The organism is Streptomyces ovatisporus, assembly GCF_042653885.1.
Lineage (GTDB): Bacteria > Actinomycetota > Actinomycetes > Streptomycetales > Streptomycetaceae > Streptomyces > Streptomyces ovatisporus.
Map to the genome: position 1 here is coordinate 364,602 of NZ_JBHSFH010000010.1, position 21,197 is coordinate 385,798.

General features: G+C 70.9%; 19 protein-coding genes and 1 pseudogene. 7 read left to right on the top strand and 13 right to left on the bottom strand.

The genetic code is table 11. The annotated features are described in order from the left end of the window. Positions 1–154 precede the first annotated feature (154 nt). From ACFPA8_RS19340 to allB, 5 genes are all read right to left on the bottom strand, one after another. Positions 155–805, bottom strand: a complete 651-nt coding sequence (locus ACFPA8_RS19340; protein ID WP_386450164.1) for a bifunctional 4-hydroxy-2-oxoglutarate aldolase/2-dehydro-3-deoxy-phosphogluconate aldolase — start codon at positions 803–805, stop codon at positions 155–157. A gap of 208 nt (positions 806–1,013) precedes the next feature. Beyond that, positions 1,014–1,943 carry a sugar kinase gene (locus tag ACFPA8_RS19345; protein WP_386450474.1) on the bottom strand — a complete coding sequence of 310 codons (930 nt, stop codon included), beginning with the start codon at positions 1,941–1,943 and terminating at the stop codon, positions 1,014–1,016. A gap of 689 nt (positions 1,944–2,632) precedes the next feature. Beyond that, complete coding sequence (locus ACFPA8_RS19350) at positions 2,633–3,061, bottom strand: guanyl-specific ribonuclease (RefSeq protein WP_386450166.1); 429 nt, start codon at positions 3,059–3,061, stop codon at positions 2,633–2,635. Positions 3,062–3,123: 62 nt separating this feature from the next. Further along, complete coding sequence (alc, locus tag ACFPA8_RS19355) at positions 3,124–4,269, bottom strand: allantoicase (protein WP_386450168.1); 1,146 nt, start codon at positions 4,267–4,269, stop codon at positions 3,124–3,126. After that, positions 4,266–5,621 (bottom strand): allantoinase AllB, encoded by a 1,356-nt coding sequence (gene allB, locus ACFPA8_RS19360; RefSeq protein WP_386450476.1) that lies wholly within the window; start codon positions 5,619–5,621, stop codon positions 4,266–4,268. The genes alc and allB overlap by 4 nt, the downstream gene beginning before the upstream one ends. A 217-nt stretch (positions 5,622–5,838) precedes the next feature. Here allB and ACFPA8_RS19365 point away from each other — a divergent pair, with 217 nt between their 5' ends. Then, on the top strand, positions 5,839–6,654 hold the full coding sequence (locus ACFPA8_RS19365; RefSeq protein WP_386450170.1) for an IclR family transcriptional regulator: 816 nt from the start codon (positions 5,839–5,841) through the stop codon (positions 6,652–6,654). A 69-nt stretch (positions 6,655–6,723) separates the two neighbouring features. On the opposite strand, the gene ACFPA8_RS19370 is transcribed toward ACFPA8_RS19365, so the two are convergent. After that, positions 6,724–7,062 (bottom strand): DUF5955 family protein, encoded by a 339-nt coding sequence (locus ACFPA8_RS19370; protein ID WP_386450172.1) that lies wholly within the window; start codon positions 7,060–7,062, stop codon positions 6,724–6,726. Between the two features lie 233 nt (positions 7,063–7,295). Between ACFPA8_RS19370 and ACFPA8_RS19375 the strand changes: the two genes are divergently transcribed. Both ACFPA8_RS19375 and aceB read left to right on the top strand, forming a co-directional pair. Next, positions 7,296–7,973, top strand: coding sequence for a nucleotidyltransferase family protein (locus ACFPA8_RS19375; protein WP_386450174.1), 678 nt, complete (start codon positions 7,296–7,298; stop codon positions 7,971–7,973). Positions 7,974–8,315: 342 nt separating this feature from the next. Beyond that, entirely contained in the window at positions 8,316–9,941 is a 1,626-nt protein-coding gene (gene aceB, locus ACFPA8_RS19380) for a malate synthase A (RefSeq protein WP_386450176.1), read from the top strand. 311 nt (positions 9,942–10,252) lie between these two features. On the opposite strand, the gene ACFPA8_RS19385 is transcribed toward aceB, so the two are convergent. Next, positions 10,253–11,107 carry an MBL fold metallo-hydrolase gene (locus tag ACFPA8_RS19385; RefSeq protein WP_386450178.1) on the bottom strand — a complete coding sequence of 285 codons (855 nt, stop codon included), beginning with the start codon at positions 11,105–11,107 and terminating at the stop codon, positions 10,253–10,255. 389 nt (positions 11,108–11,496) lie between these two features. Then, the gene (locus tag ACFPA8_RS19390) at positions 11,497–11,973 is read right to left on the bottom strand and encodes a hypothetical protein (protein WP_386450180.1); all 477 of its coding nucleotides are present in this window, start codon (positions 11,971–11,973) and stop codon (positions 11,497–11,499) included. A gap of 83 nt (positions 11,974–12,056) precedes the next feature. Here ACFPA8_RS19390 and ACFPA8_RS19395 point away from each other — a divergent pair, with 83 nt between their 5' ends. Next, on the top strand, positions 12,057–12,485 hold the full coding sequence (locus ACFPA8_RS19395) for a MarR family winged helix-turn-helix transcriptional regulator (RefSeq protein ID WP_386450182.1): 429 nt from the start codon (positions 12,057–12,059) through the stop codon (positions 12,483–12,485). Between the two features lie 102 nt (positions 12,486–12,587). Here the strand turns inward: ACFPA8_RS19395 and ACFPA8_RS19400 are convergent, their stop codons facing one another. Next, a complete protein-coding gene (locus ACFPA8_RS19400) occupies positions 12,588–13,547 on the bottom strand; it encodes an alpha/beta fold hydrolase (RefSeq protein ID WP_386450184.1) in 960 nt (319 codons plus the stop codon). A 352-nt stretch (positions 13,548–13,899) separates the two neighbouring features. On the opposite strand from ACFPA8_RS19400, the gene ACFPA8_RS19405 reads away from it, so the two are divergent. After that, entirely contained in the window at positions 13,900–14,745 is an 846-nt protein-coding gene (locus tag ACFPA8_RS19405) for a helix-turn-helix domain-containing protein (protein ID WP_386450186.1), read from the top strand. Continuing rightward, positions 14,742–14,933 carry a DUF397 domain-containing protein gene (locus ACFPA8_RS19410; RefSeq protein ID WP_386450188.1) on the top strand — a complete coding sequence of 64 codons (192 nt, stop codon included), beginning with the start codon at positions 14,742–14,744 and terminating at the stop codon, positions 14,931–14,933. The genes ACFPA8_RS19405 and ACFPA8_RS19410 overlap by 4 nt, the downstream gene beginning before the upstream one ends. A 174-nt stretch (positions 14,934–15,107) precedes the next feature. Here the strand turns inward: ACFPA8_RS19410 and ACFPA8_RS19415 are convergent, their stop codons facing one another. Continuing rightward, the gene (locus tag ACFPA8_RS19415) at positions 15,108–15,689 is read right to left on the bottom strand and encodes a putative glycolipid-binding domain-containing protein (protein WP_386450190.1); all 582 of its coding nucleotides are present in this window, start codon (positions 15,687–15,689) and stop codon (positions 15,108–15,110) included. Between the two features lie 465 nt (positions 15,690–16,154). Here ACFPA8_RS19415 and ACFPA8_RS19420 point away from each other — a divergent pair. Next, positions 16,155–16,598, top strand: a pseudogene (locus ACFPA8_RS19420) (alpha/beta hydrolase); the annotation flags it as partial. Positions 16,599–16,701: 103 nt separating this feature from the next. Here the strand turns inward: ACFPA8_RS19420 and ACFPA8_RS19425 are convergent. The 3 genes from ACFPA8_RS19425 to ACFPA8_RS19435 form a co-directional block, all read right to left on the bottom strand. Continuing rightward, positions 16,702–17,937: an epoxide hydrolase family protein gene (locus ACFPA8_RS19425; RefSeq protein ID WP_386450192.1), complete on the bottom strand. Its 1,236-nt coding sequence runs from the start codon at positions 17,935–17,937 to the stop codon at positions 16,702–16,704. A 164-nt stretch (positions 17,938–18,101) separates the two neighbouring features. Continuing rightward, positions 18,102–19,553: a nucleobase:cation symporter-2 family protein gene (locus tag ACFPA8_RS19430; RefSeq protein WP_386450194.1), complete on the bottom strand. Its 1,452-nt coding sequence runs from the start codon at positions 19,551–19,553 to the stop codon at positions 18,102–18,104. Between the two features lie 216 nt (positions 19,554–19,769). Then, entirely contained in the window at positions 19,770–21,185 is a 1,416-nt protein-coding gene (locus ACFPA8_RS19435; protein WP_386450196.1) for an 8-oxoguanine deaminase, read from the bottom strand. Positions 21,186–21,197 lie beyond the last annotated feature (12 nt).

Genomic DNA, 21,197 nt, shown 5'->3' on the forward strand with positions numbered 1-21,197 from the left:
TAGGTTCATGTTGTGCGGGTGAGGTGGGGGTTACGGAGGCATGTGAGGCGGAACATGCGGGCCGCCCCGCGCAGCAGGCGTCCGGCCGGTTCAAGGCGCGCCGCCCGGTGCGGAGTTGCGCCGCCTCGGCGGTTCTCGCCGGCCGGGTCCCGCCTCAGGGTCTCTCTCGGCGGGAAGGCGCCGGAGCTGCGTCTTCGAGCCGCTGAAGCAACTCCGTGACGCGCTTCGCGACCGTCTCCCTGTCGCCCGTCGAGAGCGCGGAGCCCATGCCGCACGCCACCGCGCCGGCAGCGATCCACTCCGGGGCGTTCTCGACGGTGACGCCGCCGGTGGGGAGGAACGCCGCCTGGGGAAGTGCCGCCCGTACGTCCCGCAGCCATCCGGGCTCGTGGGCGGAGGCGGGAAAGAGCTTGAGGGCGTCGGCCCCGAGCTCCATCGCCCGTACCGCCTCGGTGGGGGTGGCGACGCCCGGGAAGACGGGCAGTCCGTAGCGGTGCCCGGTGCGGATGACCTCCTCGTCGAGGGAGGGCGAGACGAGGAAGCGGGCGCCCGCGTCGACCGCCGCACGTGCGGAGGCTCCGTCCAGGACGGTGCCGGCGCCGATGACCATGCCGTCGTCCGTCTCACGGCGCAGGGTGGCGACGGCCTCCAGCGCGTGCGGAGAGGTCAGCGAGATCTCCAGGCTGGTGATACCCGCACCGAGGAGGGTGTCGGCGGTCGCCGTGACGCGCTCGTAGCTGTCGCTGCGGACGATGGCGAAAACGCGCTGCTCCAGGGCAGCCCGAGTGATCTCCCATCGGTACACGGCAGTCGCCGCCTCTCTTCGTATCGGGCTCTGGGCCCGCGTCCGCGCGATCGTGCCGCGGCGCGGGCCACGGTTCGATGCGGTGCGGTGCGGTGCAAGTACGAAATGCCGCCCTGCGGATTTTCCGTGAACTGTGCGCTTCTCCTGTGTAGTTGTGCTGTGCACGAAGGTAACTCCGGGCTGCCCGGGGGCAGCACGGCGGGGGGTGTCAGCGGTGTACGGAGTCGGTGCCTCTGAGGAGTGCCGCCAGCGTCCGGTCGCGAGCGGCCGCGGTGGGGAGACCGTCGGTGTCGGCGGGGGCCTGCACGACGAGCGACGCCACGCACGCCGCCTCGGCCAGCGCCTGCTCGGGCCCGGCCTCGCGCAGCCACGCGGACAGCCAGCCCGCGGCGAACGCGTCCCCGGCCCCGACGGGGTCGACGACGGGGACGCTGAAAGGCGCCCGGGTGCACTGGCCCTGCCGGCCGACGGCGACCGCCGAGTGATCGCGCCGCTTGACCACGACGGTCCGGGCGTGACCGAGCGTCAGCAGCGCCTTCGCCGACTCCTCGAAGCCTCCGCCGAGGAGGAGTTCCAGCTCGTCCTCACCGGCGATCACCAGGTCCGCCTCACGCAGCAGCGGGCCGACCACGCGGATCCACTCGTGGTCGGTGCCGATCTTGCGCCGCACGTTGGGGTCGAAGGAGACCGCCGCGCCGACCTGCCTGGCACGCTCGATCAGCGCCCGTGTGGCACGGGCGGCCGACTCGGAGAGCATCGGTGTGATGCCCGAGACGTGCACCACCCGCGCGCCCTCCAGCGCCTCCACACGGATCTGGTCGGGCGAGAGCAGAGAGGCGGCGGAACCCGAGCGGTAGTACTGCACGTCGATCGCGCGCTGCGGGTGGCTGTCGCGCAGCAGCAGACCCGTGGGCGCCTGCGGGTCCATCTCGACCCCGGAGACGTCCACTCCGTCCGCACGCAGCTCGCGCAGCACCGCCTCACCCGCGGGGTCGTCGCCGACGCGGCCGATCCAGCGGGTCCAGTGGCCGAGCCGGGCGAGACCCTGGGCGACGTTGGACTCGGCACCCGCCACGGAGCGCCGGAAGGAGACCGCACGGTCCAGCGGCATACCCGGCTCGGCGAGCATGAGCAGCATCGCCTCACCGCAGGTAACCGCCTCTGGTCCGTTTACCACCGGTTTCTCCCCACATCTGCCACCATGGCATCACTCTCTGTCGAGAACGTTACCCGCTCACAGGGACAATGCCACCCCCGGGGGTGCACTTCCTGCCGCACCGGGCGACACCGGTCTCCGGCCGGACCTCACACACGGCACTCGTACCGCATGCCCCCTCCGCCCCGCACTCACGCCGTCGCGCGCCCCATCGCGCCCCCCGCCTCCCCCGGCGCGGCGGTCGCGTCCGGCCCCGGTCCGCCCGACCCACCCAGCTCACCCGGCTCGACGGCGGCACGGGCGGCGAGGTCGGTGACGCGCACGCGCCGGGGCGGCATCGCGGCCCGGACGGCGGCATCGCGGCCCGGGCGGCTTCGGCGCGGCCCGGGAGCACCCCGCACCGGCCCGCAGCACGGCCGTCCGGGGGCGGAGAGATTGACCAGATCTGCACGGCGGGACGGTCACCGCCCCGTCCGCGCCGGGGACTTGGAGGAACTCCCCGTCCGGATCACAACCCGCCGACAGCACTGCCCGGCCCGGGAGTGGGGGCCCCGGGCCGGGCAGGCGGTCGACGGGTTGTGATCCGGACGGCGGCGAGCACAGCCGTCCGGCCGGCCGCAGCCGCGGCGCTCAGGCGGACGCCGGCACCTCGCCGGCGTCCGCCCTCCGCGTCAGCAGCTGTAGTCGACCAGGTCGAAGGACTCGTAGTGGTCCTCCGTGAAGTAGTCCTCCTGCTCCTCCTCACCGGTCACGATGCGCTTGGCTCCACGGTCGTCGGAGCCGGGCGTCTCCACCGTGTACTCGTGGTAGTAGCCCTCATCCTGGTCGGGGAGGATGCCTTCGCGGTTCTGGAAGACGGTGCCGTCCTGCGGGTACGGGTAGGGCCCGCCCTTCTCGATGAGGTCGAGCGTCTCGTGGGCCTCGGCCGGCAGTTCCGACTCGCAGATGTCACCGACTTCTGCGGGTGCGACCGCGGCGGGCGCCGAGGCCGCGGGGGCGGAGTGCGTCGCCTGGGCGTACGCGGCGGGGCCGCCGACGAGAAGAGAGAGGGACAGGGCGCTGAGGGCGCTGATGCGCGCGATTCGTGGGGGGAATCTCATACCTCCATGCTGACGCGCGTAGATGACATGTCAACGCCAAGTCGGGGGTTTTTTCCGGCCGTTCACCTGGACGCTCCCGGGTGGCCGTGCCGTTGTTCGAGCTGCCGGACGCCCTCCGACGTGGGCGAACCGTGCAGCCGGAGGCGGGCGATGCCGCCGTCGGGAAAGATGTCGAGACGTACGTGCGTCACGGCCGGAGCGTCGTCCCCCAGCAGGAACCGGTGCAGCGTGTCCGGTTGGAGCCGGGTCCGGGGCAGCAGCTCCAGCCACGTGCCGTGCTCTCCGTCGCGGCCCCAAAGGGCCGCCCACCCGGCCGAGTTGCCCTTCAGGTAGCCGGTGTCGATCTCGGCCGCGCGGATGCGGGACTGCGCGGCCAGGGCGTAACGGATCCAGTCGTTGCCGGTGTCGCGCCTGCGACGTGTCTCCCAGCCGTCGTCCATCTGCCGCGAACGGCCGGGCAGGATGGTGTTCGTGGGCGGCGAGTAGAACCGGTCCGAGGCGTCCTGCACGGCGCCGCCGTTCTCCAGGGCCACGAGGTCGAAGGTGCCGAGAGCCTTCAACCAGCGTGGGTCGGGGACGACTTCGCCGTACACGCGCAGCCTGGCGATGCCGCCGTCGGGGTGCTGGTTGACCCGCAGGTGCGTGAAGCGCTGCCCGGCCCGGACGGTGAAGCCGTTGGCCGCGTGGCCGCCGATGTCGGTCTGCGGGACCAGGGTCGTCCATCCGACGCCGTCGTCGAGGAGGTCCTGCGGTGAGGGCGCGCCCTCCACACAGGCGGCCTCGACGGAGACGGCGCGGGGGTAGTTGCCGCGGAAGTGGGCGGTGTCGACGACGACGCCCCGCACGATGCCGGGGGCTCCGAGCCGTACGAGCGCCCAGTCGTGGTCGTCCGCGTCCGGGTGCGGCGTCCCGGCTCCGGTGCCGCGCCGGCGGCGGGTCTCCCAGCCGTCCATGATCTTGCCCTTGTGGCCGAAACGGCCGGGCTCGAACTCGGCGGGTTCCGGCTTGAGGAGGTTCTCGCGTTCGGCGAAGAACTCGTCGTTCGCCGCGACGACCCCCGCCCCGAGGCGCCGGTCGGCCAGGTCGACGAGATGCGTGAAGGGGAAGTCGGTGGTGCGGTAGTCGGCATAGGGGTCGCCGCCCTGGTAGGGCCGTGCGTCCCCCGTGAAGGGCGCGGGGGTGGCGGCTGCCGGGCGCGTTGAGGTCATGCGGAGGGCCTCTCGATGAGTTGTCCGGTCTGCTGCAGGGGGCGTCCGTGGTCGGCGATCTGCTCGCCGCGCAGCCAGGTCGCCCGCACGACGCCGTGCAGGGTGCGTCCCGCGTACGCGGTGACGGGGTTGCGGTGCTGCAGCCGGGCCGGATCGACGGTGAAGGCGGCATCGGGATCGAGGACGGCGAAGTCGGCGTCGTGGCCCGGCGCGATCGCACCCTTGCGGCCGCCCAGTCCGGCGAGCCGCGCAGGACCGGCGGACATCCACCGGACGACGTCCTCCAGGGTGTGTCCGCGCCTGCGCGCCTCGGTCCATACGGCGGGGAGGCCCAGCTGGAGGGAGGAGATGCCGCCCCAGGCCGTACCGAAGTCCCCGTCCTTCAAGTCGGGCGTGCAGGGCGAGTGGTCGCTGACGACGCAGTCGATGACGCCCTCCGCCAGGCCCTGCCACAGGGCGTCCTGGTTCGCGCGCTCGCGGATGGGCGGGCAGCACTTGAACTCCGTCGCCCCGTCCGGCACTTCCTCCGCGGTGAGAGTGAGGAAGTGCGGGCAGGTCTCGACGCTCAGCCGTACGCCCTCACCGCGGGCCTTCGCGATGAGCGGCAGAGCGTCGCTGGAGGAGAGATGCAGCACGTGCACGCGTGCGTCCAGCTCGCGGGCCAGGGCGACGAGCCGGGCGATGGCCTCGTTCTCGGCCGCACGGGGGCGGGACGCGAGGAAGCCGGCGTAGGCGCGTCCGTCCCGCTGCGGTGCCGTGCCGAGGTGCGCGGGGTCCTCGGCGTGCACGATCAGCAGCCCGTCGAGCCGCGCGATCTCGGCCATGGCGGCGGCCAGCCGGGCCGGGTCCAGTTCCGGGAACTCCTCCACGCCCGAGGGGGAGAGGAAGCACTTGAACCCGAAGACCCCCGCCTCGTGCAGGGGCTGGAGGTCGGGCACGTTGCCGGGGACCGCACCGCCCCAGAAGCCCGTGTCCACGTGCGCCTTGCCGCGGGCGACGTCCTGCTTGGCGCGGAGACCGCCGACGGTCGTGGTGGGCGGCAGCGAGTTGAGCGGCATGTCCAGCAGCGTGGTGACACCTCCGGCCGCCGCGGCGCGGGTGGCGGTGAAGAAGCCCTCCCACTCGGTGCGTCCGGGGTCGTTGACGTGCACGTGGGTGTCCACGAGGCCGGGGAGCACCACGTCGTCGCCGACGTCCACGAGCCGTGCGCCGCCCGGGAGTTCGGCGTCGTGGGCACCCACGGAGGCGATGCGGCCGTCCGCGACAACGACCGACGCCGCCCGCGTACCCTCGGGTGTGATGACGCGCGTCGAGCGCAGCACGAGCCGTACACCGGCTCCGGAGTCGGGCACGGACACTGCACACCCCTCCTTTTCAACATTCTGTTGATTGAGATCTTCTTGGCAGATCACCCGCCCGTCAAGACACACGACTGTGGCCACTTCCACGTATCGGAAGTATGCTTCCGCCATACAGAATCGACTGAGTGCCCGTCCGCCCGTCGCCACCCGCCTGGACAGTGGATGCGCGCAGGTAGCATGCGCCTCACCCGCAGGAAAGGAACGCGACGTGCCGTCGTCCGCCGAGCGAAACCCCGCAGCCGCAGCATCCGGCGCAGCACCCGTCTCCCCCGGCGGCGTCCAGTCCCTGGAGCGCGCATTCGACCTGCTGGAGCGGATGGCCGACGCCGGCGGCGAGGTCGGGCTCAGCGAGCTGTCGGCCAGCAGCGGCCTGCCGCTGCCCACCATCCACCGGCTGATGCGCACCCTCGTCTCCTGCGGCTACGTACGCCAGCACCCCAACCGCCGCTACGCCCTGGGGCCGCGCCTCATCCGCCTCGGCGAGAGCTCCTCGCGGCTGCTCGGCACGTGGGCACGCCCGTACCTCGCCCGGCTCGTCGAGGAGACGGGCGAGACCGCCAACATGGCGCTGCTGGACGGCGACCAGGTCGTCTACGTGGCGCAGGTCCCCTCGCGCCACTCGATGCGGATGTTCACCGAGGTCGGGCGGCGCGTACTGCCGCACTCCACCGGGGTCGGCAAGGCACTGCTCGCCGGCACCCCGGCGGACGACGTGCGGCAACTGCTGGCCCGGACCGGCATGCCCGCCGCGACGGAGCGGACCATCACCACGCCGGAGGGCTTCCTGGAGGCCCTGGAGCACGTCCGCGAAGTGGGCTACGCGATGGACGACAACGAGCAGGAACTCGGGGTCCGCTGCATCGCCGTCGCGGTACCCGACTCCCCGACGGCCGCGGCCATCTCGATCTCCGGCCCGGCGGGCAGGGTCACGGAAGCGGCGACGGACAAGTTCGTACCGCTGATGCAGGAAGTCGCGCAGCAGCTTTCGAAGGCGCTCGCCAGCACGGGAAGCGGCGGCGGCTGACGGTCAGCCGCCCTCGGCACAGAGGGCCGCCGACCCCTGGTCCGCTCGGTCGGCCCGGCGGACGTCCGCTCAGTTGACCCGGTGGAACGGTGCGGGTTCGCCGAAGAGTTCGACCGCCTGCCGCAAGCTCGTCATCGCCTCGGAGAGCGCGCTCACCGACCCCACGGCCGCGACGATCAGCAGCAGCGACTGGCGCAGCGCGTCCGCTGTGGGCGCGCCCGCGGCGACCAGCGCGTCCACGGCGTCCAGTGCGTCCTCGGCCGCATGACGGTCCCTCAACTGGACCGGATAGGCGTCGAGTTCGGACCTGAGCCGGCTCACCGCCTTGCTCAGCCCGGCGACGCGCGGATCCTCGCCGCTGTCCGTGACCGTTGCCGACCGCTGCCCCACGGCGTCGCTTCGCACCACAGCTTCTCCCCCACAGAGACATTGCCGTTCGCTCTCCCCACGAGAACTACGCGACCGGCTTGGGACAGTAAACGCCACTCTCCGCGCATCGCGCCACACGGAGGGCGAAATTCGGGCGGCAAATCTGTCTTGTTCACACCGCCTCACACCTCTCATACCGAATGGTGAGATATGCAGGGCGATGCACCAGGGATGCGATCCGGCAGGTCACGGAGCCCGGAAGGAAGGACGCCATGAACGGAACCGCCCAGCGGGACGCAGCGGACGAGCCACCGCGTCCAGCCGTGGCCGGACTGCTGCTCGCAGCCGGAGGCGGACGGCGGCTCGGCGGACGCCCCAAGGCGCTCCTCCCCCTCGACGGGCGGCCGTTGGTGGAGCACGCCGTCGCGGCGATGCGCGCGGGAGGCTGCTCCCCCGTCCACGTGGTGCTGGGCGCCGCCGCACAAGAGGTGCGCGTGCACGCCGAGTTGAGCGGCTGTGTGGTGCTCGACAACACCGACTGGGAGTCGGGCATGGGCTCGTCCCTGCGGCTCGGCCTCTCCTCCCTCGCCGGCACCGGTGTGGACGCCGCACTCGTGGTGCTCGTCGACCAGCCCGGGATCGGAGCGGGGGCGGTGGCACGGGTGCGTGCGGCCTGCGGCTCGTCCGCCTCTCTTGCGGCGGCCTCGTACGGGGGACGGCGCGGGCACCCCGTGCTCTTCGGAGCCGAACACTGGCCGGGAGTGGACGAGAGCGCGGAGGGCGACCGGGGAGCGCGGACATACCTGCGTGCGCGGGCGGATGAGATCGAACTGGTCGAGTGCGGAGACATCGCCGACCCCGCGGACATCGACACGCCCGCGGACATCGAGCGTATGGAGGGGCTCGGCGGCGGACTGCGGCCGTCTCCCCGCCCGGACGCCGGCGGGTGAGCCGCCGGGGGTTCCTTAGTCCTGTTCCGCCGACCGGAAGCAGCGACCCGGGCGCGTGAGGCGGCGCGAGTCGGCAAGGCGTCCTGGAGGACGCCCCGGCGCGTGAAGGGAAGCGGTGACCCGCGCATGACTATCCGATGGCACGCGGGGTCGGCGAACACCCCGAACCGCGGGACGAGAGTTGTCTCGACATCAACAGACTCTTGATTATTCCACTATGAGGAAACTAGTCTCCACTGTTCAGAAGCTTCTGCGGTCACGGACGAAGACCGCCGAGGTGACCCGCGAGCCGAGCTCGGCCAGCGGCACTCCGTGCCGCACGCACGAAGGAGAGTGACCCCCATGCCCGCCTCACTGCCCTCCCCGGTCGAGATCACCGGCGCAGCTCCCGTGGAGCGTCAGGACGAGGTGCTGACCGGCGAGGCGCTGGACTTCCTGGCCGCTCTGCACCGCCGCTTCACCCCGAGCCGCAACGAGCTGCTGACCCAGCGCGCCGCACGCCGGGCCGATATCGCGCGGACCGCCGCCATCGGCTTCCTGCCCAGCACGGCGCACATCCGCGACGGCGACTGGCAGGTGGCCCCCTGCCCTGACGCCCTCGAAGACCGCCGCGTGGAGATCACCGGTCCGACCGACCGCAAGATGACCGTCAACGCGTGCAACTCCGGTGCCAAGGTGTGGCTCGCCGACTTCGAGGACGCCTCCGCACCGACTTGGCAGAACGTCGTCGGCGGACAGCTCAACCTCATCGACGCCTTCGAGCGCCGCATCGACTTCACGGACGAGAACTCCGGCAAGTCCTACGAGCTGGGCCCCGCCGAGGAGATGCCCGCCGTCGTCACACGCCCCCGCGGCTGGCACCTGGACGAGCGTCACATGCGGGTGGACGGCGAAGCCGTGCCGGGCGCTCTCGTCGACTTCGGCCTGTACTTCTTCCACAACGCGCAGCGCCTCATCGACCTGGGCAAGGGCCCGTACTTCTACCTGCCCAAGCTCGAATCGCACCTCGAAGCCCGGCTGTGGAACGAGATCTTCGTCTTCGCCCAGGACTACTGCGGGATTCCCCAGGGCACCGTGCGCGCCACCGTCCTCATCGAGACCATCACCGCGGCGTACGAGATGGAGGAGATCCTCTACGAACTCCGCGACCACGCCTCGGGGTTGAACGCGGGACGCTGGGACTACCTCTTCTCCATCGTCAAGAACTTCCGTGACGCGGGCGCCAAGTTCGTCCTCCCCGACCGCAACTCGGTCACGATGACGGCACCGTTCATGCGCGCCTACACCGAACTGCTCGTCCGCACCTGCCACAAGCGCGGCGCCCACGCCATCGGCGGCATGGCCGCCTTCATCCCCAACCGCCGCGACCCCGAGGCCAACGAGCAGGCGCTGAGCAAGGTGCGCGCGGACAAGGACCGCGAGGCGGCCGACGGATTCGACGGCTCCTGGGTCGCACACCCCGACCTCGTGCCGGTCGCACGCGAGTCCTTCGACGCGGTCCTCGGCGACCGCCCCCACCAGAAGGACCGGCTGCGCGAAGAAGTGAGCGTCACCGCGGCGGAGTTGCTCGCCGTCGACTCGACGGAGGCGAAGCCGACCTACGCGGGCCTGCGCAACGCCGTCCAGGTCGGCACCCGCTACATCGAGGCGTGGCTGCGCGGCATGGGAGCCGTCGCCATCTTCGGCCTCATGGAGGACGCGGCCACGGCTGAGATCTCCCGCTCCCAGATCTGGCAGTGGGTCAACGCGGGGGTCGTCCTGGACGACGCCCCCGGGGGCGCCCAGCGCGTCACCCCTGACCTCGTCCGCCGCGTCGCGGACGAGGACCTGGCCGCGCTGCGGGAGGAGCTGGGCGAGGAGGGCTTCGCCGCGGGCGAGTGGCAGCGGGCCCACGACCTGCTGCTGCGGGTCGCCCTCGATGAGAAGTACGAGGAGTTCCTGACACTCCCGGCGTACGAACTGCTCTGATCCAGGTCGGAGCGGGTGCACGCTTCTGTCTGCGCCTGCGGGGGTCGAATCGGGGCCGAACGGGTCAGCGGACCCCACCCTTCACCGCGGCCGGTGGATGCGCGCAGGTGTCCGGGGCCGAGATCCGGAGTCGGCGCAACGTCGCCGACAAGGTCAGGGACGTCAAGATCTTCCGCCTGCACGCGGACCGGATGTTGCTCCAGTCCGGAGGAAGCTGCCGCCTCACGGACTTCAGTCCGGTCGACGACGAGGCTGCCGAGAAATCGGAGCGTCTGCATGCTCGCGGCCTGACCCGCCCCGAACCGCCGCGATCACGCCGAGAGAAACGGCTCCGTCAGATGCGGCGTCGCCAGGTGCAGCTTGACGGCGGTTTCGCGGCCGAGCATGCGCTCCCTCGAGTGCCTGGCCGCCTCGGGGGCGGCCTCGTGCGCGTAGGCGAGCTCGGGGTGAAGCAGCTGGAGCGCGTGCACCAGGAGGTCGCCGGTGACGAGCGCCAGCTCGCGCCCGTCGGCGACCAGCACGCTCTGGTGTCCGGGCGTGTGACCGGGCGTGGCGACCGCGCGCCCGGCGCGCAGCGGCGTGTCCCCGTCGAGGAGCCGGAGCCGACCGGCGGCGGCGAGCGGGTCGGTGAGGGTCTCGCGAAGCTGCGGGTTGAGCGTGTCGATGGCATCGAACTCGGCCCGCTGGAGCAGGTATTCGGCGTTCGGGAAATAGGGGCGGCGGCCGCCGGTCGCGCCGCCGGTCGAAGCGTTGCCCGCTGACGGGACGGCCGCCTCGGTCACGACCGCCCAGCCGACGTGGTCGGTGTGCAGATGTGTGAGCACCACAGTGTCGACTTCGGCCGGGTCGATGCCCGCGGCGGCCAGCGACTCGGGGAGCGCACCGGGCACGGGCGCCCACGAGCCGGCCGGGCTGTCCGCCGGACCGATCCCGGCGTCGACGACAGTGAGGCCCTTGTCGCCGCGGATCGCGTACGCGCGGAACTGGAGCCGCCAGCGGCCCTCGGCGTCGACCGCGCCCGGGTCGTAGCGGTCGGCCTCGGCCCACTGTGCGGCCGTGGCCTCGGGGAAGGCCTCGGCGCGCGGGGAGAAGAACGGGCCCTCGCCGTCGGCGAGGGCGATGATCTCGGTCGAGCCGATCCAGAGGCGGGGAACGCTGAGGGACATGATCGCGATCCTGCCATGCCTTCCGTAACGAGCTGCCCACTCCAAGATCATCCTGTGGGCGGGTTTCCGCCCGTACCTGGGTCATGCCCCTTGAAGTGGTGTGACCGGCCACCCGGTAAACGAACCCGAACCCCTCTCTCCGACTTGAGTTGACGCCTGACGGCCGTCAATTCGCCTGATGCGTACAGCTCTTCATGTGTCTGCGCCACCCCAAGCGGACAGCTGGCTGGAAGGCATTCAGGTGTGCGTCCTTGACTCCCGGACAGCGGCCAGCCCCTTGGAGCAACGTCTTGCTGGGTGCCTGTCTGCCGTTGATGGCTGCCCGGGAACGCCGAGACGGGCCGGCGGCGCAGTTCGTCCACGGCCGACTGGCCGCGACGTGCGGCCGTTCACGGTGTGTCGAGCTTCCTGAAGGCGCCGAAGAGGTGGAAGGCCGTCGCCGCGGTCAGCAGCATTCTGATCACGTTGAGGACGTTCCACCGCCAGGCGTAGGTGCTCAACTCGTCCTCGTACGACAGGTAGTCGGCGCCGAAGAGCTTGGTGATCAGCGTCGTGACGATGAGGATGTTGAGCGCGGTCAGCGCCAGCGCGCACAGGCTCGCCTTGCGGTAGTGAACCCTGAGTTCGCTGTCCCGGTTGACCAGGTGAAGCACCCAGACCAGGACGGTCGCCAGCAGGGTCAGCGGGACGAAGAAGAGGGTCGGATCGGTGTTGACGAAGAATCCGTTGAGCCGTGTCAACTGTGCGCCGCTGTCCACGACCCAGTTCGGCGAGATGACGATCGCCTCGTAGAGGTTGCCGAAGAACCAGTACGCGAGCCCGAGGACCGCGGTGAGAGTCAGCCATTTCTGGCGTATGCGCGTCATCGCGTCCTCCGGGCGACGAGGGAACCATCAGGAACCTGATGCCTCCACGGTATCAGGTTCCTGATGGTGCAATGATCGGTCCCATGAGTCAGCCGTTCGTCCCCCTCGATCCCGACTCGCAGCTCGGGTACCTGCTCGTGCGTTGTGCGGATCAGCTCTCACGCCCCTGGCACGAAGCACTCAGGGCCCAGGGCATCAACCCACGCCAGTTCAGTACGCTGGCGACGCTGGCGCACGACCCGGGCATCAGCCAGGGCGAACTGGCGCGCCGCGTCATGATCACGCCGCAGAGCATGAGCGAATCCCTGAGCCGCCTCATCGAAACCGGACTGGTCTCCCGGAGCGACGCCGGCCCCGGACGTGCGGTACAGCTCGAACTGACCGACGCCGGGCGCGAGTTGCTCAACAGGGCCTATCCCGTCGTCGAGGAGCTGAACCGCGAATGCTTCTCCGCGCTGACCGAAGCCGAACACACCGAGCTGGCACGCGTGTTGCGGAAACTGATCGGATGACCCGTTACCGCGCACGAGGACCGAACCCGCCGGTTTGGCCTGCGAGTCTCCGGGGCCGACAGACCATCAATTGGCCTGTCGCATACGTCTCTTGACGTGATCTCAGGGCAGCGCTCCGAGATCCGGCCGTCCGCGTGGGTCTACGTCGTCGAGGCCGAGGAACCTGCACGTTGCTTCGTAGGCGGATTCGCCGTTCAGCGACAGCGGCAGTAGATGCCAGCCCTCTTCGACGATGTGGAGCTGCGCATTCGGGATGGTGGACGCCGAATGGTGTGCGTGGGCGGGGTCGACATCCCCATCGTGGCTTCCGTGCAGCACCAGGGTCGGGCAGTGGACGCCGGCGGTGAGCGAATCGTCGAGCGCGGCCCACCGCCGCAGGTCGTTGTCCGAGCCGGCGGCACGGTCCTCGTACGGGGTGAGGAGATCCGTGACGGCCTGCAGGAACTCCCGGCGACCGCTGTCGGCCAGTATCCAGTCGACGACCCGGCGCCTGCTCCGGCGGTCCAGGGTCGACTCCTGGCGCACGAATTCACTCGCGTACGCGCGTGGCCAGCGGCGCGCGAACACGGTGGTCATCCACGTACCGCACGGTGTGAGGAACAGGGTTCTCGCGAGTGGTGAGATCGCGGGTGCGTAGCGCTTGCTGACCGCCGACTCCAGCACCAGCCGCTGCGTCATGGCCGGATGCCTGCGTGCGAACTCGATGGCCATGGGGCCGCCACCGCTGATCCCGTAGACCGCTGCCCGGGGCACGCCGAGTTCGTCCAGCAGCGCGGCGGCGGCGTCCGCCTGAGCGGCGAAGGTGCTTCCGGCCCTCAGCGGGGTGCGCAGATATCCCGGTCGTGACCAGCCGATGACGCGGCACCCGGATGCGCCCAGGCGGGAGAGAAGACGGGTCTGGTCGTGGCCGGCATGACCGCCCGGGAAGAACAGGACCGGCAGACCAGAGGCGGGGCCGAGCTCGGCGTATTCGAGCGTTCCGGCGCGCGTGGCGAGAAGGCGTCCAGCCGCATGGAGTTCCTCGCGCCTGCGGGAAGCGAAGTGCCTGTAGCCGTGAGGCATGGGAGCTCCTTCCGTCAAGCATTGGACGATCGCCTTGGGCGACTGCCCAAAAAAGCTAGCATGGCTTCGCCGTCCTCGACACAGCCGGCTTGCCGCCCGGACGTGCCGGCCTCCAGGATTGCCGTCCTGGGCCGTTGCGCGAACACACGTACGGTGACGGTGGCCGCCGGGGCGGGGTGCGTCGCCATTCCCCGCATATCCCCGACTCCACGCTCCCCCGGTCTCCTTGACCAGCACTCGCACCCGTACGCCGGGGCGCGTACGGGCTCTCCCCATGGACGGTACGCGTCACCGAACGTGAGCATTGCCCTCTGAGTCGAGCGCGGTTCGCAAGCACCGGAGGTGGCCGGACATGACGGGGAGTGCCAATGCGGCGAGTGTGGCCAACAGCGAGCCGGAGGGCTCCGACGGCCTCAAGGCGTTCGGAGCGGTGCTCAAGGCATTCCGCAGGCGGGCGCAGCTCACGCAGGACGAACTGGCCCGGCGAGTACGGTACTCGGCGCAGACCATCGCCTCCGTCGAACAGGGGCGGAGGCTGCCTCCCGGCGACTTCGTGGAGCGCGCCGAGCAACTCCTGGACGCCTTCGGCGCGTTGCGGGCCGCCGCACAGCATGCCGTGCGCAGGCCGGGGCTGGCGTCCTGGTTCCGCGAGTGGGCGCGGCTGGAGGAGGAGGCGGTGAGCCTCTGCACCTACGAATGCCGTGTCATCCCGGGGCTGTTGCAGACGGAGGCGTACGCACGGGCCGTCACCTTGAGCGTTCCCCCGCCGCCTTCGGCCGAGGAGGTCCAGCAGCGCGTCGCCGCCCGTCTCGAACGCCAGGAACTCCTGCGCCGTGAGCAGCCCATCGCGTTCAGTTTCATCGTCGAGCAGGCACTGATCGAACGGCGGACGGGCGGAGTCCGGGTGACGGAAGCGCTCATCGACCATCTTCTGGAGATCGCGGAACTGTGGAACGTCGAGTTGCAGCTCATGCCGCTCCGGCAGCCCTGCCATGCCGGTCACGACGGTCCGATGCGGCTGCTGGAGACCTCGGAGCACCAGTGGCTCGGCTACACGGAAGGACAGCAGACCGGCCAGCTGATCCCGGGCACCAAAGACGTGAGCGTGCTGTTCCAGCGGTATGCCAGGATGCGCTCACAGGCTCTTACCCCCGAGGACTCCGCGAGTCTGCTGAGGCGAATGCGAGGGACGCTATGAGCACGAACGAGCTGGTCTGGTTCAAGAGCAGCTACAGCGGCTCACAGGGCGACGACTGCGTAGAGGTCGCCACGCTGCCGGAATCGGTCCACGTCCGGGACTCGAAGGCCGATGACGGGCCCGAGCTGAACCTCTCCCCCGGTGCCTGGAGCACGTTCCTCTCGTACGCCGGGGCCACGTCGGTGTGACCCGGTAGGAAGTCGCCGCCCCCGCTTCCCCGCGGGGGCGGCGACTTCGTACCGCCTGCTGAACCGGCAGTCGCCGTGTTCTCCGCTTCCCCGGGCCCCCGGGCCGCGATCTGCTGCCCGCCCGGGTAGCGGGCGGGCAGCAGATCCGGGAAGCGCGGAACCGCCTCGGCGGCTTCAGCCGGCGCGGACGGCGATCCCCGGGTAGTCGAGGACGAGCCCGGAAGTGTCGTAGAGGAGGCGGCAGTCGACCTCGAAGGCAGGTGCGGCGTAGTCGTAGCGCTGGCGTCCCGTCTCGTCGCCCGCCCGCGCGTAGGTCTGCTCAAGTCGCTCCACGGACAGGTCCGTTGCCCGTACGTAGGCCGCCGGGGCGTCCGCCTTCGCACCGACTGCCAGGCGCAGCCGGTGTACGGGAAGGGCGTTGGTCATCGCGGAGGCCTCCAGGTCGACGTCCCGGCACCCGTCCAGGTGGGGTGCTGCCTGGCCGTCGACCCTCCAGCGCCCGGCGCTGTCGACGGCCAGCGACGTCTTGTGGTGGCCGAGTGCCGAGCGGCTGGAGACGCGCGCGAGGCGGGTGTGCCACCCGTGGTCGACTTCGAGCATGTAACCGACGATCCACGTCTGGCCCTCCTCCAGAGCGGTCGTGCAGCCGTGGACGCGCAGGCCGTCGCTGAGGGTCTCGAAGTAGACGACCTCGAAGCCGGTACGGGCGTCGAGGTGTTGCCAGGCCGCAGTCGGTGGCGGATCGCGGAAGTACAAGTGCCCACCCTCCCAAGTCGTGGGCCACCATCCTGACTCCCCGTCCGGTCCACAGCGTCGCGGCTCGCCGGAGCTTTGGGGAAAGCTGGGAAGGGCCGACGGGCTTCCGGCATCCCCGGACCGCCGGATCGGATCGGAGTCGCGCTCCACGGTGGCCGCCATGAACCGCATGAGCCCCGGGTTTCGACTGCGAAGGTGGCGGCAGACGCCCCGACCGGGGTGGGGTGAGATGCACTCCGTTCGGGGGCTCAGGCACATGTTCCGTCTCGCCGGACGTTCGTAGCTTCGAAGCCATGACGAAGAAGGAGCACGCAACCGCAGAACGCGGGAGAGGACGCCGCAGTGTGCTGCGCACGCTGGGGCTGGCAGCCGGAGGGGCCGCACTGACGACGGCGGCGGGTGCCGGTGCGGCCACCGCGCGGGAAGCGGGACGGAAGCAGGGCCGCGGCCCCCGTACGTACGTCCTCGTGCACGGCACCCGGGGCCATCAGTCCGGACGACCAAATGATCGGCAACCTCGAGCAGTTGGGTGTGGCGCGTCTCAACTGGCGTACGGGTTCCCGGAAGGACCTCGCCCTCTTCAAGGAGATGATCTGCGCCGACTACCCGGACACGGCGTTCCGCAGGGTGCTGAACGCGATGCAGACCGACGAGAGCACGAGAGCGTACGGCGGCCGGGCGGTGGGCGAAGCCGGCAGGTGGGGCCGCATTCCCCGTACCTACCTGCGCATGGGCAGGGACCGTCTGGTCACGCCCGAACTGCAGGACCGGATGATCGCCGAGGCGGACGAGGCCACCCCCGGCAACGTGTTCCGCGTCCGCGACTTCCCCTCGGCCCCGCACATGGGGCCACTGGATCCGCGTGAAGTGGCGGACGCGCTGCACGAGGTGCGGCTGCGGAACCGGTGACGTCGACGCTCCCCGGAGAGGGCGCGGGACCGGGCACGGTCAGCCGGCGCTCCCGCCGGGCAGCGTTCGCCTGGCCCGTCGCCGGACGAGCCTGCCGGGTCGTTCAGGGCCTGCGGCCGCGGAAGGTGCGCCGCAGGTCGCTCACCCAGGCTTCGGGGTTCTCCCAGGGGATGAAGTGGCCGCCGCGGTCGTGGGCGTTGACGTTGACGTGGTTGAACCAGTCGGCCTGCGGGCCGTCCTTGAACTTCCGGACGCGGGCGTCGGCGGTGTGGATACCGGGCGGGTTCTCGTACGTGACGAAGGTGAGTCCGACCGGGGCCTGCACGACCGGGGTGCGGTCGTGGGCGGGGGCCCAGGGGTAGCGGTTGGCGTTGGCGTAGTAACGCATCGACGTGGCGATGGAGTTGTTCACCCAGTAGATCGTGGCGTGGGTGAGCAGGTCGTCCTTGGTGAAGACCGACTCGACGTCGCCGCCGTTGTCGCTCCAGGCCCGCCAGCGCTCCAGCAGCCAGGCGAGCAGTCCGGCGGGTGAGTCGCTCAGCCCGTGGGCCAGGGTGGCGCCGTCGAGCATGTGCACGGCGAGGTGGGACGCCGCGCGGTGGTCCAGCTCGACGACGCGGGCACGGACATCGGCGGGCTGGTCGTCGGTGAGGGGCCGGTTCCGGGCGAAGTCCCAGGCGCGGGGGCCGGTGAAGAAGTCGAGCGGCAGCCCGGAGCCGATGTGGATGCCGTACAGCTCGTCGGCGTACTTGTGGCCGAGCTGGCTGGAGACGAGCCCGCCGATGTCACAGCCCCCGGCGGCGTACTTCCCGTATCCCAGGGTCTCCGTCATGAGGGTGTGCCAGAGGTCGGAGACCTTCCAGAAGTTGACGTCCGGAAAGCCGGTGAGCGGGCCGGGGAACCCGAAGCCGGGCAGAGACGGCACGATGACGTCGAACGCGTCGTCGGCGTCACCGCCGAACGCGGCCGGGTCGGCGAGCGGGTCGATCACCTTCGACCAGTGCCAGAACGTCCACGGCCAGCCGTGGGTGAGGATCAGCGGGATCGGGCGGGGGCCGCGGCCGGGCTTGCGCATGAAGTGCACCGGGACACCGGCGACGCCCACTCGGTAGTGCTCGTAGGCGTTGATGGCGGCCTCGGCCGTGCGCCAGGCGTAGCCGTCCCGCCAGTAGGCGACCAGTTCACGGAGATAGCTGTCCGGGACGCCGTAAGACCAGTCCCCGTTCCCCTCGTCCAGCGGGCGACGGGTCAGTGCGAGACGGGCGCGCAGGTCGTCGAGGACCTCGTCCGGCACGTGGATCGGGGTGGGCTCCAGGGGGAAGGCGTGCGGTGTGCTCATGGCGTGGTTCCTTCCGGGTGGGGAAGCGGCGCGGCCGGCGTACTGGGTGGTGGCGCAGCGAACCGGGGCCGGACTGACCCGGCCGAAGGACGACCGTACGTCTCCCGGGAGGACGCGTCGCGTCGCGGCCGGGTATCGCCGGGGCGGGACGCGGGCCGCAGCAGTCACTCCCCGGGAAGCGGGGCCCCCGGACCCGCCCCGGCCGGCCCGTCTCCCGCCGGACGGCGGGTGCCACCTTCGCGGCGCGCCGCCCGCCAGTGGTGGAAGACCAGGTTGAGCAGGACCGCCGTCGCACATCCGGTGGAGATGCCCGAGTCGAGGATGATGCGGGCGCTGCCGGGGAGCACGTGGTAGAAGTCCGGCGCGGCGACCGGGACGACGCCCACGGCCAGGGACACCGCGACGATCACGATGTTGTCGTCGTTGCCCAGGTCCGCCTTGGCGAGGGTGCGGATGCCGCTGGCCGCGACGGAGCCGAAGAGGACGACGCCCGCCCCGCCGAGCACCGGCTGCGGCACCGTGGCGACCAGTGCGGCCGCCGCCGGGCAGAGACCCAGGAGGATCAGGATGCCGCCGCCCGCGGCGACCACCCAGCGGCTGCGGATCTTCGTCATCGCGACCAGGCCGATGTTCTGGGCGAAGGCCGTCGCGAGGAATCCGTTGAAGAAGGGGCTGACGAAGGAGCCGAGGGTGTCGGCGCGCAGTCCGGCCGCGATGGTCTTCTCGTCGGCGGGGCGTTCGACGATCTCGCCGAGCGCGAGCATGTCGGCGGTGGACTCCGTCATCGAGACGAGCATGACGATGCACATGGAGACGATCGCGGCGACGGCGAACTGCGGCGCCCCGAAGTGGAACGGCGTGGGGAATCCGACGACGTCGGCCGACTTCAGCGCGCTGAAGTCCGTCAGCCCGACGGGTATCGCGAGCAGTGTCCCCACTGCCAGGCCGAGCAGTACGGCGATCTGTTTGACGAAGCCGCGCGTGAAGCGGTGCAGCAGCAGCACCACGACGAGGGTGATTCCGGCCATGGCGATGTTCTTCGCGGCACCGAACGAAGGTGCCGCCGGGTCGCCGCCCTGCGCCCAGTTGAAGGCGACCGGCATCAGCGAGACGCCGATGAGGGTGATGACGGTGCCGGTGACCACGGGCGGGAAGAAGCGCACGAGTTTGCTGAAGTACGGGGCGACGGCGAAGCCCAGCGCCGCAGCGACCATGCAGGCGCCGAAGATGACCGGCAGGGCGTCCTCCGCACCCTCCGACTTGTTGATGGCCAGCATCGGCGCGACGGAGGCGAACGTCACGCCGTTGACGAAGGGCAGCCGGGCGCCGATCTTCCACACGCCGATGGTCTGCAGCAGGGTCGCGACGCCTGCGAGGAAGAGGCTCGCCCCGGTCAGGAAGGTCAGTTCGGTGACCGAGAGGCCGACGGCCGCTCCGATGATGAGCGGGGGCGCCACCACGCCCGCGTACATGGCCGCGACGTGCTGCAGGCCGGTGGTGACGAGTTCGAGCGGCGGCAGCGACTGGTCGACGGGGTGCTTCTCGTCTCCCCCCGGCGTGTGCTCGCTGTCTGCCTGTGTGTTGTTCCGGGCACTGGACCTGGGCTTCTCGGCCACGGCGGGTCCTCCTGGCGATCTGTCGATCCGGCGATCTGTCGATAGAGGTCACGGTCATGCGGTTGTACGCGTGCGCCGTTTCGCCCGGGGTGCCGGACCGTCCCGGGACGTGAGGGGGTTGGGCCACGTCCCGGGAACGGCGGTGGTGTCGCTGGGTCCGGCCGGGAGCCGTCCCTCCCGGCCGGAGTTCTTGTGGTGCCTGCCGGCACGGTGCGGTCAGTCGTCTCCGGCTGCGATGCGGGACAGACGCCGGGCCTGGTCACGCGCCTGGCGGCCGATGGCGTCCTCGTCCGCGCCGGTCAGCCGGCCGTCCTCGACCACTGGGCGGCCGTTGACGAGGGAGAGCGTGACCGGTGCCGCGGCGCCGAGCACGAGCGCGGCGACGGGGTCGGCGATCGAGGAGTGGCCGATGCCGTCCAGCCGCCACAGCACGAGGTCTGCGAGCTTGCCGGGCTCCAGGGAGCCGATCTCCGCCTCTCTGCCGAGGACTTGGGCGCCGCCGTAGGTGCCCAGACGCAGTGCCTGGCGAGCGGTGAGTGCCTTCTCCTTGTGGGCGCCGAGCCGGTTGAGCAGCAGGGCGTTGCGCAGTTCGGTGTGGAGTTCACCCGATTCGTTGGAGGCCGTGCCGTCCACGCCGAGGCCGACGGGGACACCGGCCGCCAGCATGTCGGGGACGCGCGCGATGCCCGCGGCGAGCCGGGCGTTGGACGAGGGGCAGTGGGCGACGCCCGTGCGGGTACGGGCGAAGGCGGCGATGTCGGAGTCGTTCATGTGCACGCAGTGCGCCATCCAGACGTCGTCGCCGAGCCAGCCCACCGATTCGAGGTAGTCGGTCGGGCCCATGCCGAACCGCTCGTGGCAGAACTTCTCCTCCTCGACCGTCTCCGAGCCGTGCGTGTGCAGCCGTACGCCCTTGCGCCTGGCCAACTCGGCTGCCTGGCGCAGCAGTTCGGTGGTGACGGAGAAGGGCGAGCAGGGGGCCACGCCGATGCGCAGCATGGAGTCGAAGGAGGGGTCGTGGTAGGTGTCGACGGCCTCTTCGGTGGCGGCGAGGGCGCCGTCGGTGGTCTCCACCGCGAAGTCGGGCGGCAGCCCGCCGTCGGACTCGCCCAGGTCCATCGATCCGCGGGTGGGGTTGAAGCGGACGCCCAGTTCGCGGGCGGCGCGGATCTCGGCACCGAGCAGGTCGCCGGCACCGCGCGGGAAGACGTAGTGGTGGTCCATGGCGGTGGTGACGCCGCCGCGCACCATCATGCCGAGGGAGCCGCGGGCCGCCGCGTGGACCATGTCCTCGTCGATGCGTGCCCAGGTGGGGTAGAGGGCCACGAGCCAGTCGAAGAGGTTCGCGTTCTGGGCCAGACCGCGGGTGAGCCACTGGTAGAAGTGGTGGTGGGTGTTGACGAGCCCCGGCGTGACGAGGTGGCCGGTTCCGTCGACGCGGCGCACGACGTCCGCCAGGCCCTCGGGCGTCGCTCCGGCGCCGACGGACTCGATGCGGTTCCCCGCGACGACCACGTGGCCCTCGGCGTGTTCGGTGCCGTGCGCGTCGACGGTCGCGACGGCACAGTTCTCGATGACTACGCGTTCGGTCGTGTCTGCCTTGCGTTCGGTCGTATCCGCCTTGTCGGCCATGTGTACGTCCTC

Excerpts from the sequence above, each read along its gene's own strand:
- aceB (WP_386450176.1), top strand. The coding sequence starts at position 8,316 with ATGCCCGCCTCACTGCCCTCCCCGGTCGAGATCACCGGCGCAGCTCCC.
- ACFPA8_RS19435 (WP_386450196.1), bottom strand. The coding sequence starts at position 21,185 with ATGGCCGACAAGGCGGATACGACCGAACGCAAGGCAGACACGACCGAA.
- ACFPA8_RS19385 (WP_386450178.1), bottom strand. The coding sequence starts at position 11,107 with ATGTCCCTCAGCGTTCCCCGCCTCTGGATCGGCTCGACCGAGATCATC.
- ACFPA8_RS19400 (WP_386450184.1), bottom strand. The coding sequence starts at position 13,547 with ATGCCTCACGGCTACAGGCACTTCGCTTCCCGCAGGCGCGAGGAACTC.
- ACFPA8_RS19350 (WP_386450166.1), bottom strand. The coding sequence starts at position 3,061 with ATGAGATTCCCCCCACGAATCGCGCGCATCAGCGCCCTCAGCGCCCTG.
- alc (WP_386450168.1), bottom strand. The coding sequence starts at position 4,269 with ATGACCTCAACGCGCCCGGCAGCCGCCACCCCCGCGCCCTTCACGGGG.
- ACFPA8_RS19410 (WP_386450188.1), top strand. The coding sequence starts at position 14,742 with ATGAGCACGAACGAGCTGGTCTGGTTCAAGAGCAGCTACAGCGGCTCA.
- ACFPA8_RS19375 (WP_386450174.1), top strand. The coding sequence starts at position 7,296 with ATGAACGGAACCGCCCAGCGGGACGCAGCGGACGAGCCACCGCGTCCA.
- ACFPA8_RS19390 (WP_386450180.1), bottom strand. The coding sequence starts at position 11,973 with ATGACGCGCATACGCCAGAAATGGCTGACTCTCACCGCGGTCCTCGGG.
- ACFPA8_RS19405 (WP_386450186.1), top strand. The coding sequence starts at position 13,900 with ATGACGGGGAGTGCCAATGCGGCGAGTGTGGCCAACAGCGAGCCGGAG.
- ACFPA8_RS19425 (WP_386450192.1), bottom strand. The coding sequence starts at position 17,937 with ATGAGCACACCGCACGCCTTCCCCCTGGAGCCCACCCCGATCCACGTG.
- ACFPA8_RS19345 (WP_386450474.1), bottom strand. The coding sequence starts at position 1,943 with ATGCTGCTCATGCTCGCCGAGCCGGGTATGCCGCTGGACCGTGCGGTC.
- ACFPA8_RS19395 (WP_386450182.1), top strand. The coding sequence starts at position 12,057 with ATGAGTCAGCCGTTCGTCCCCCTCGATCCCGACTCGCAGCTCGGGTAC.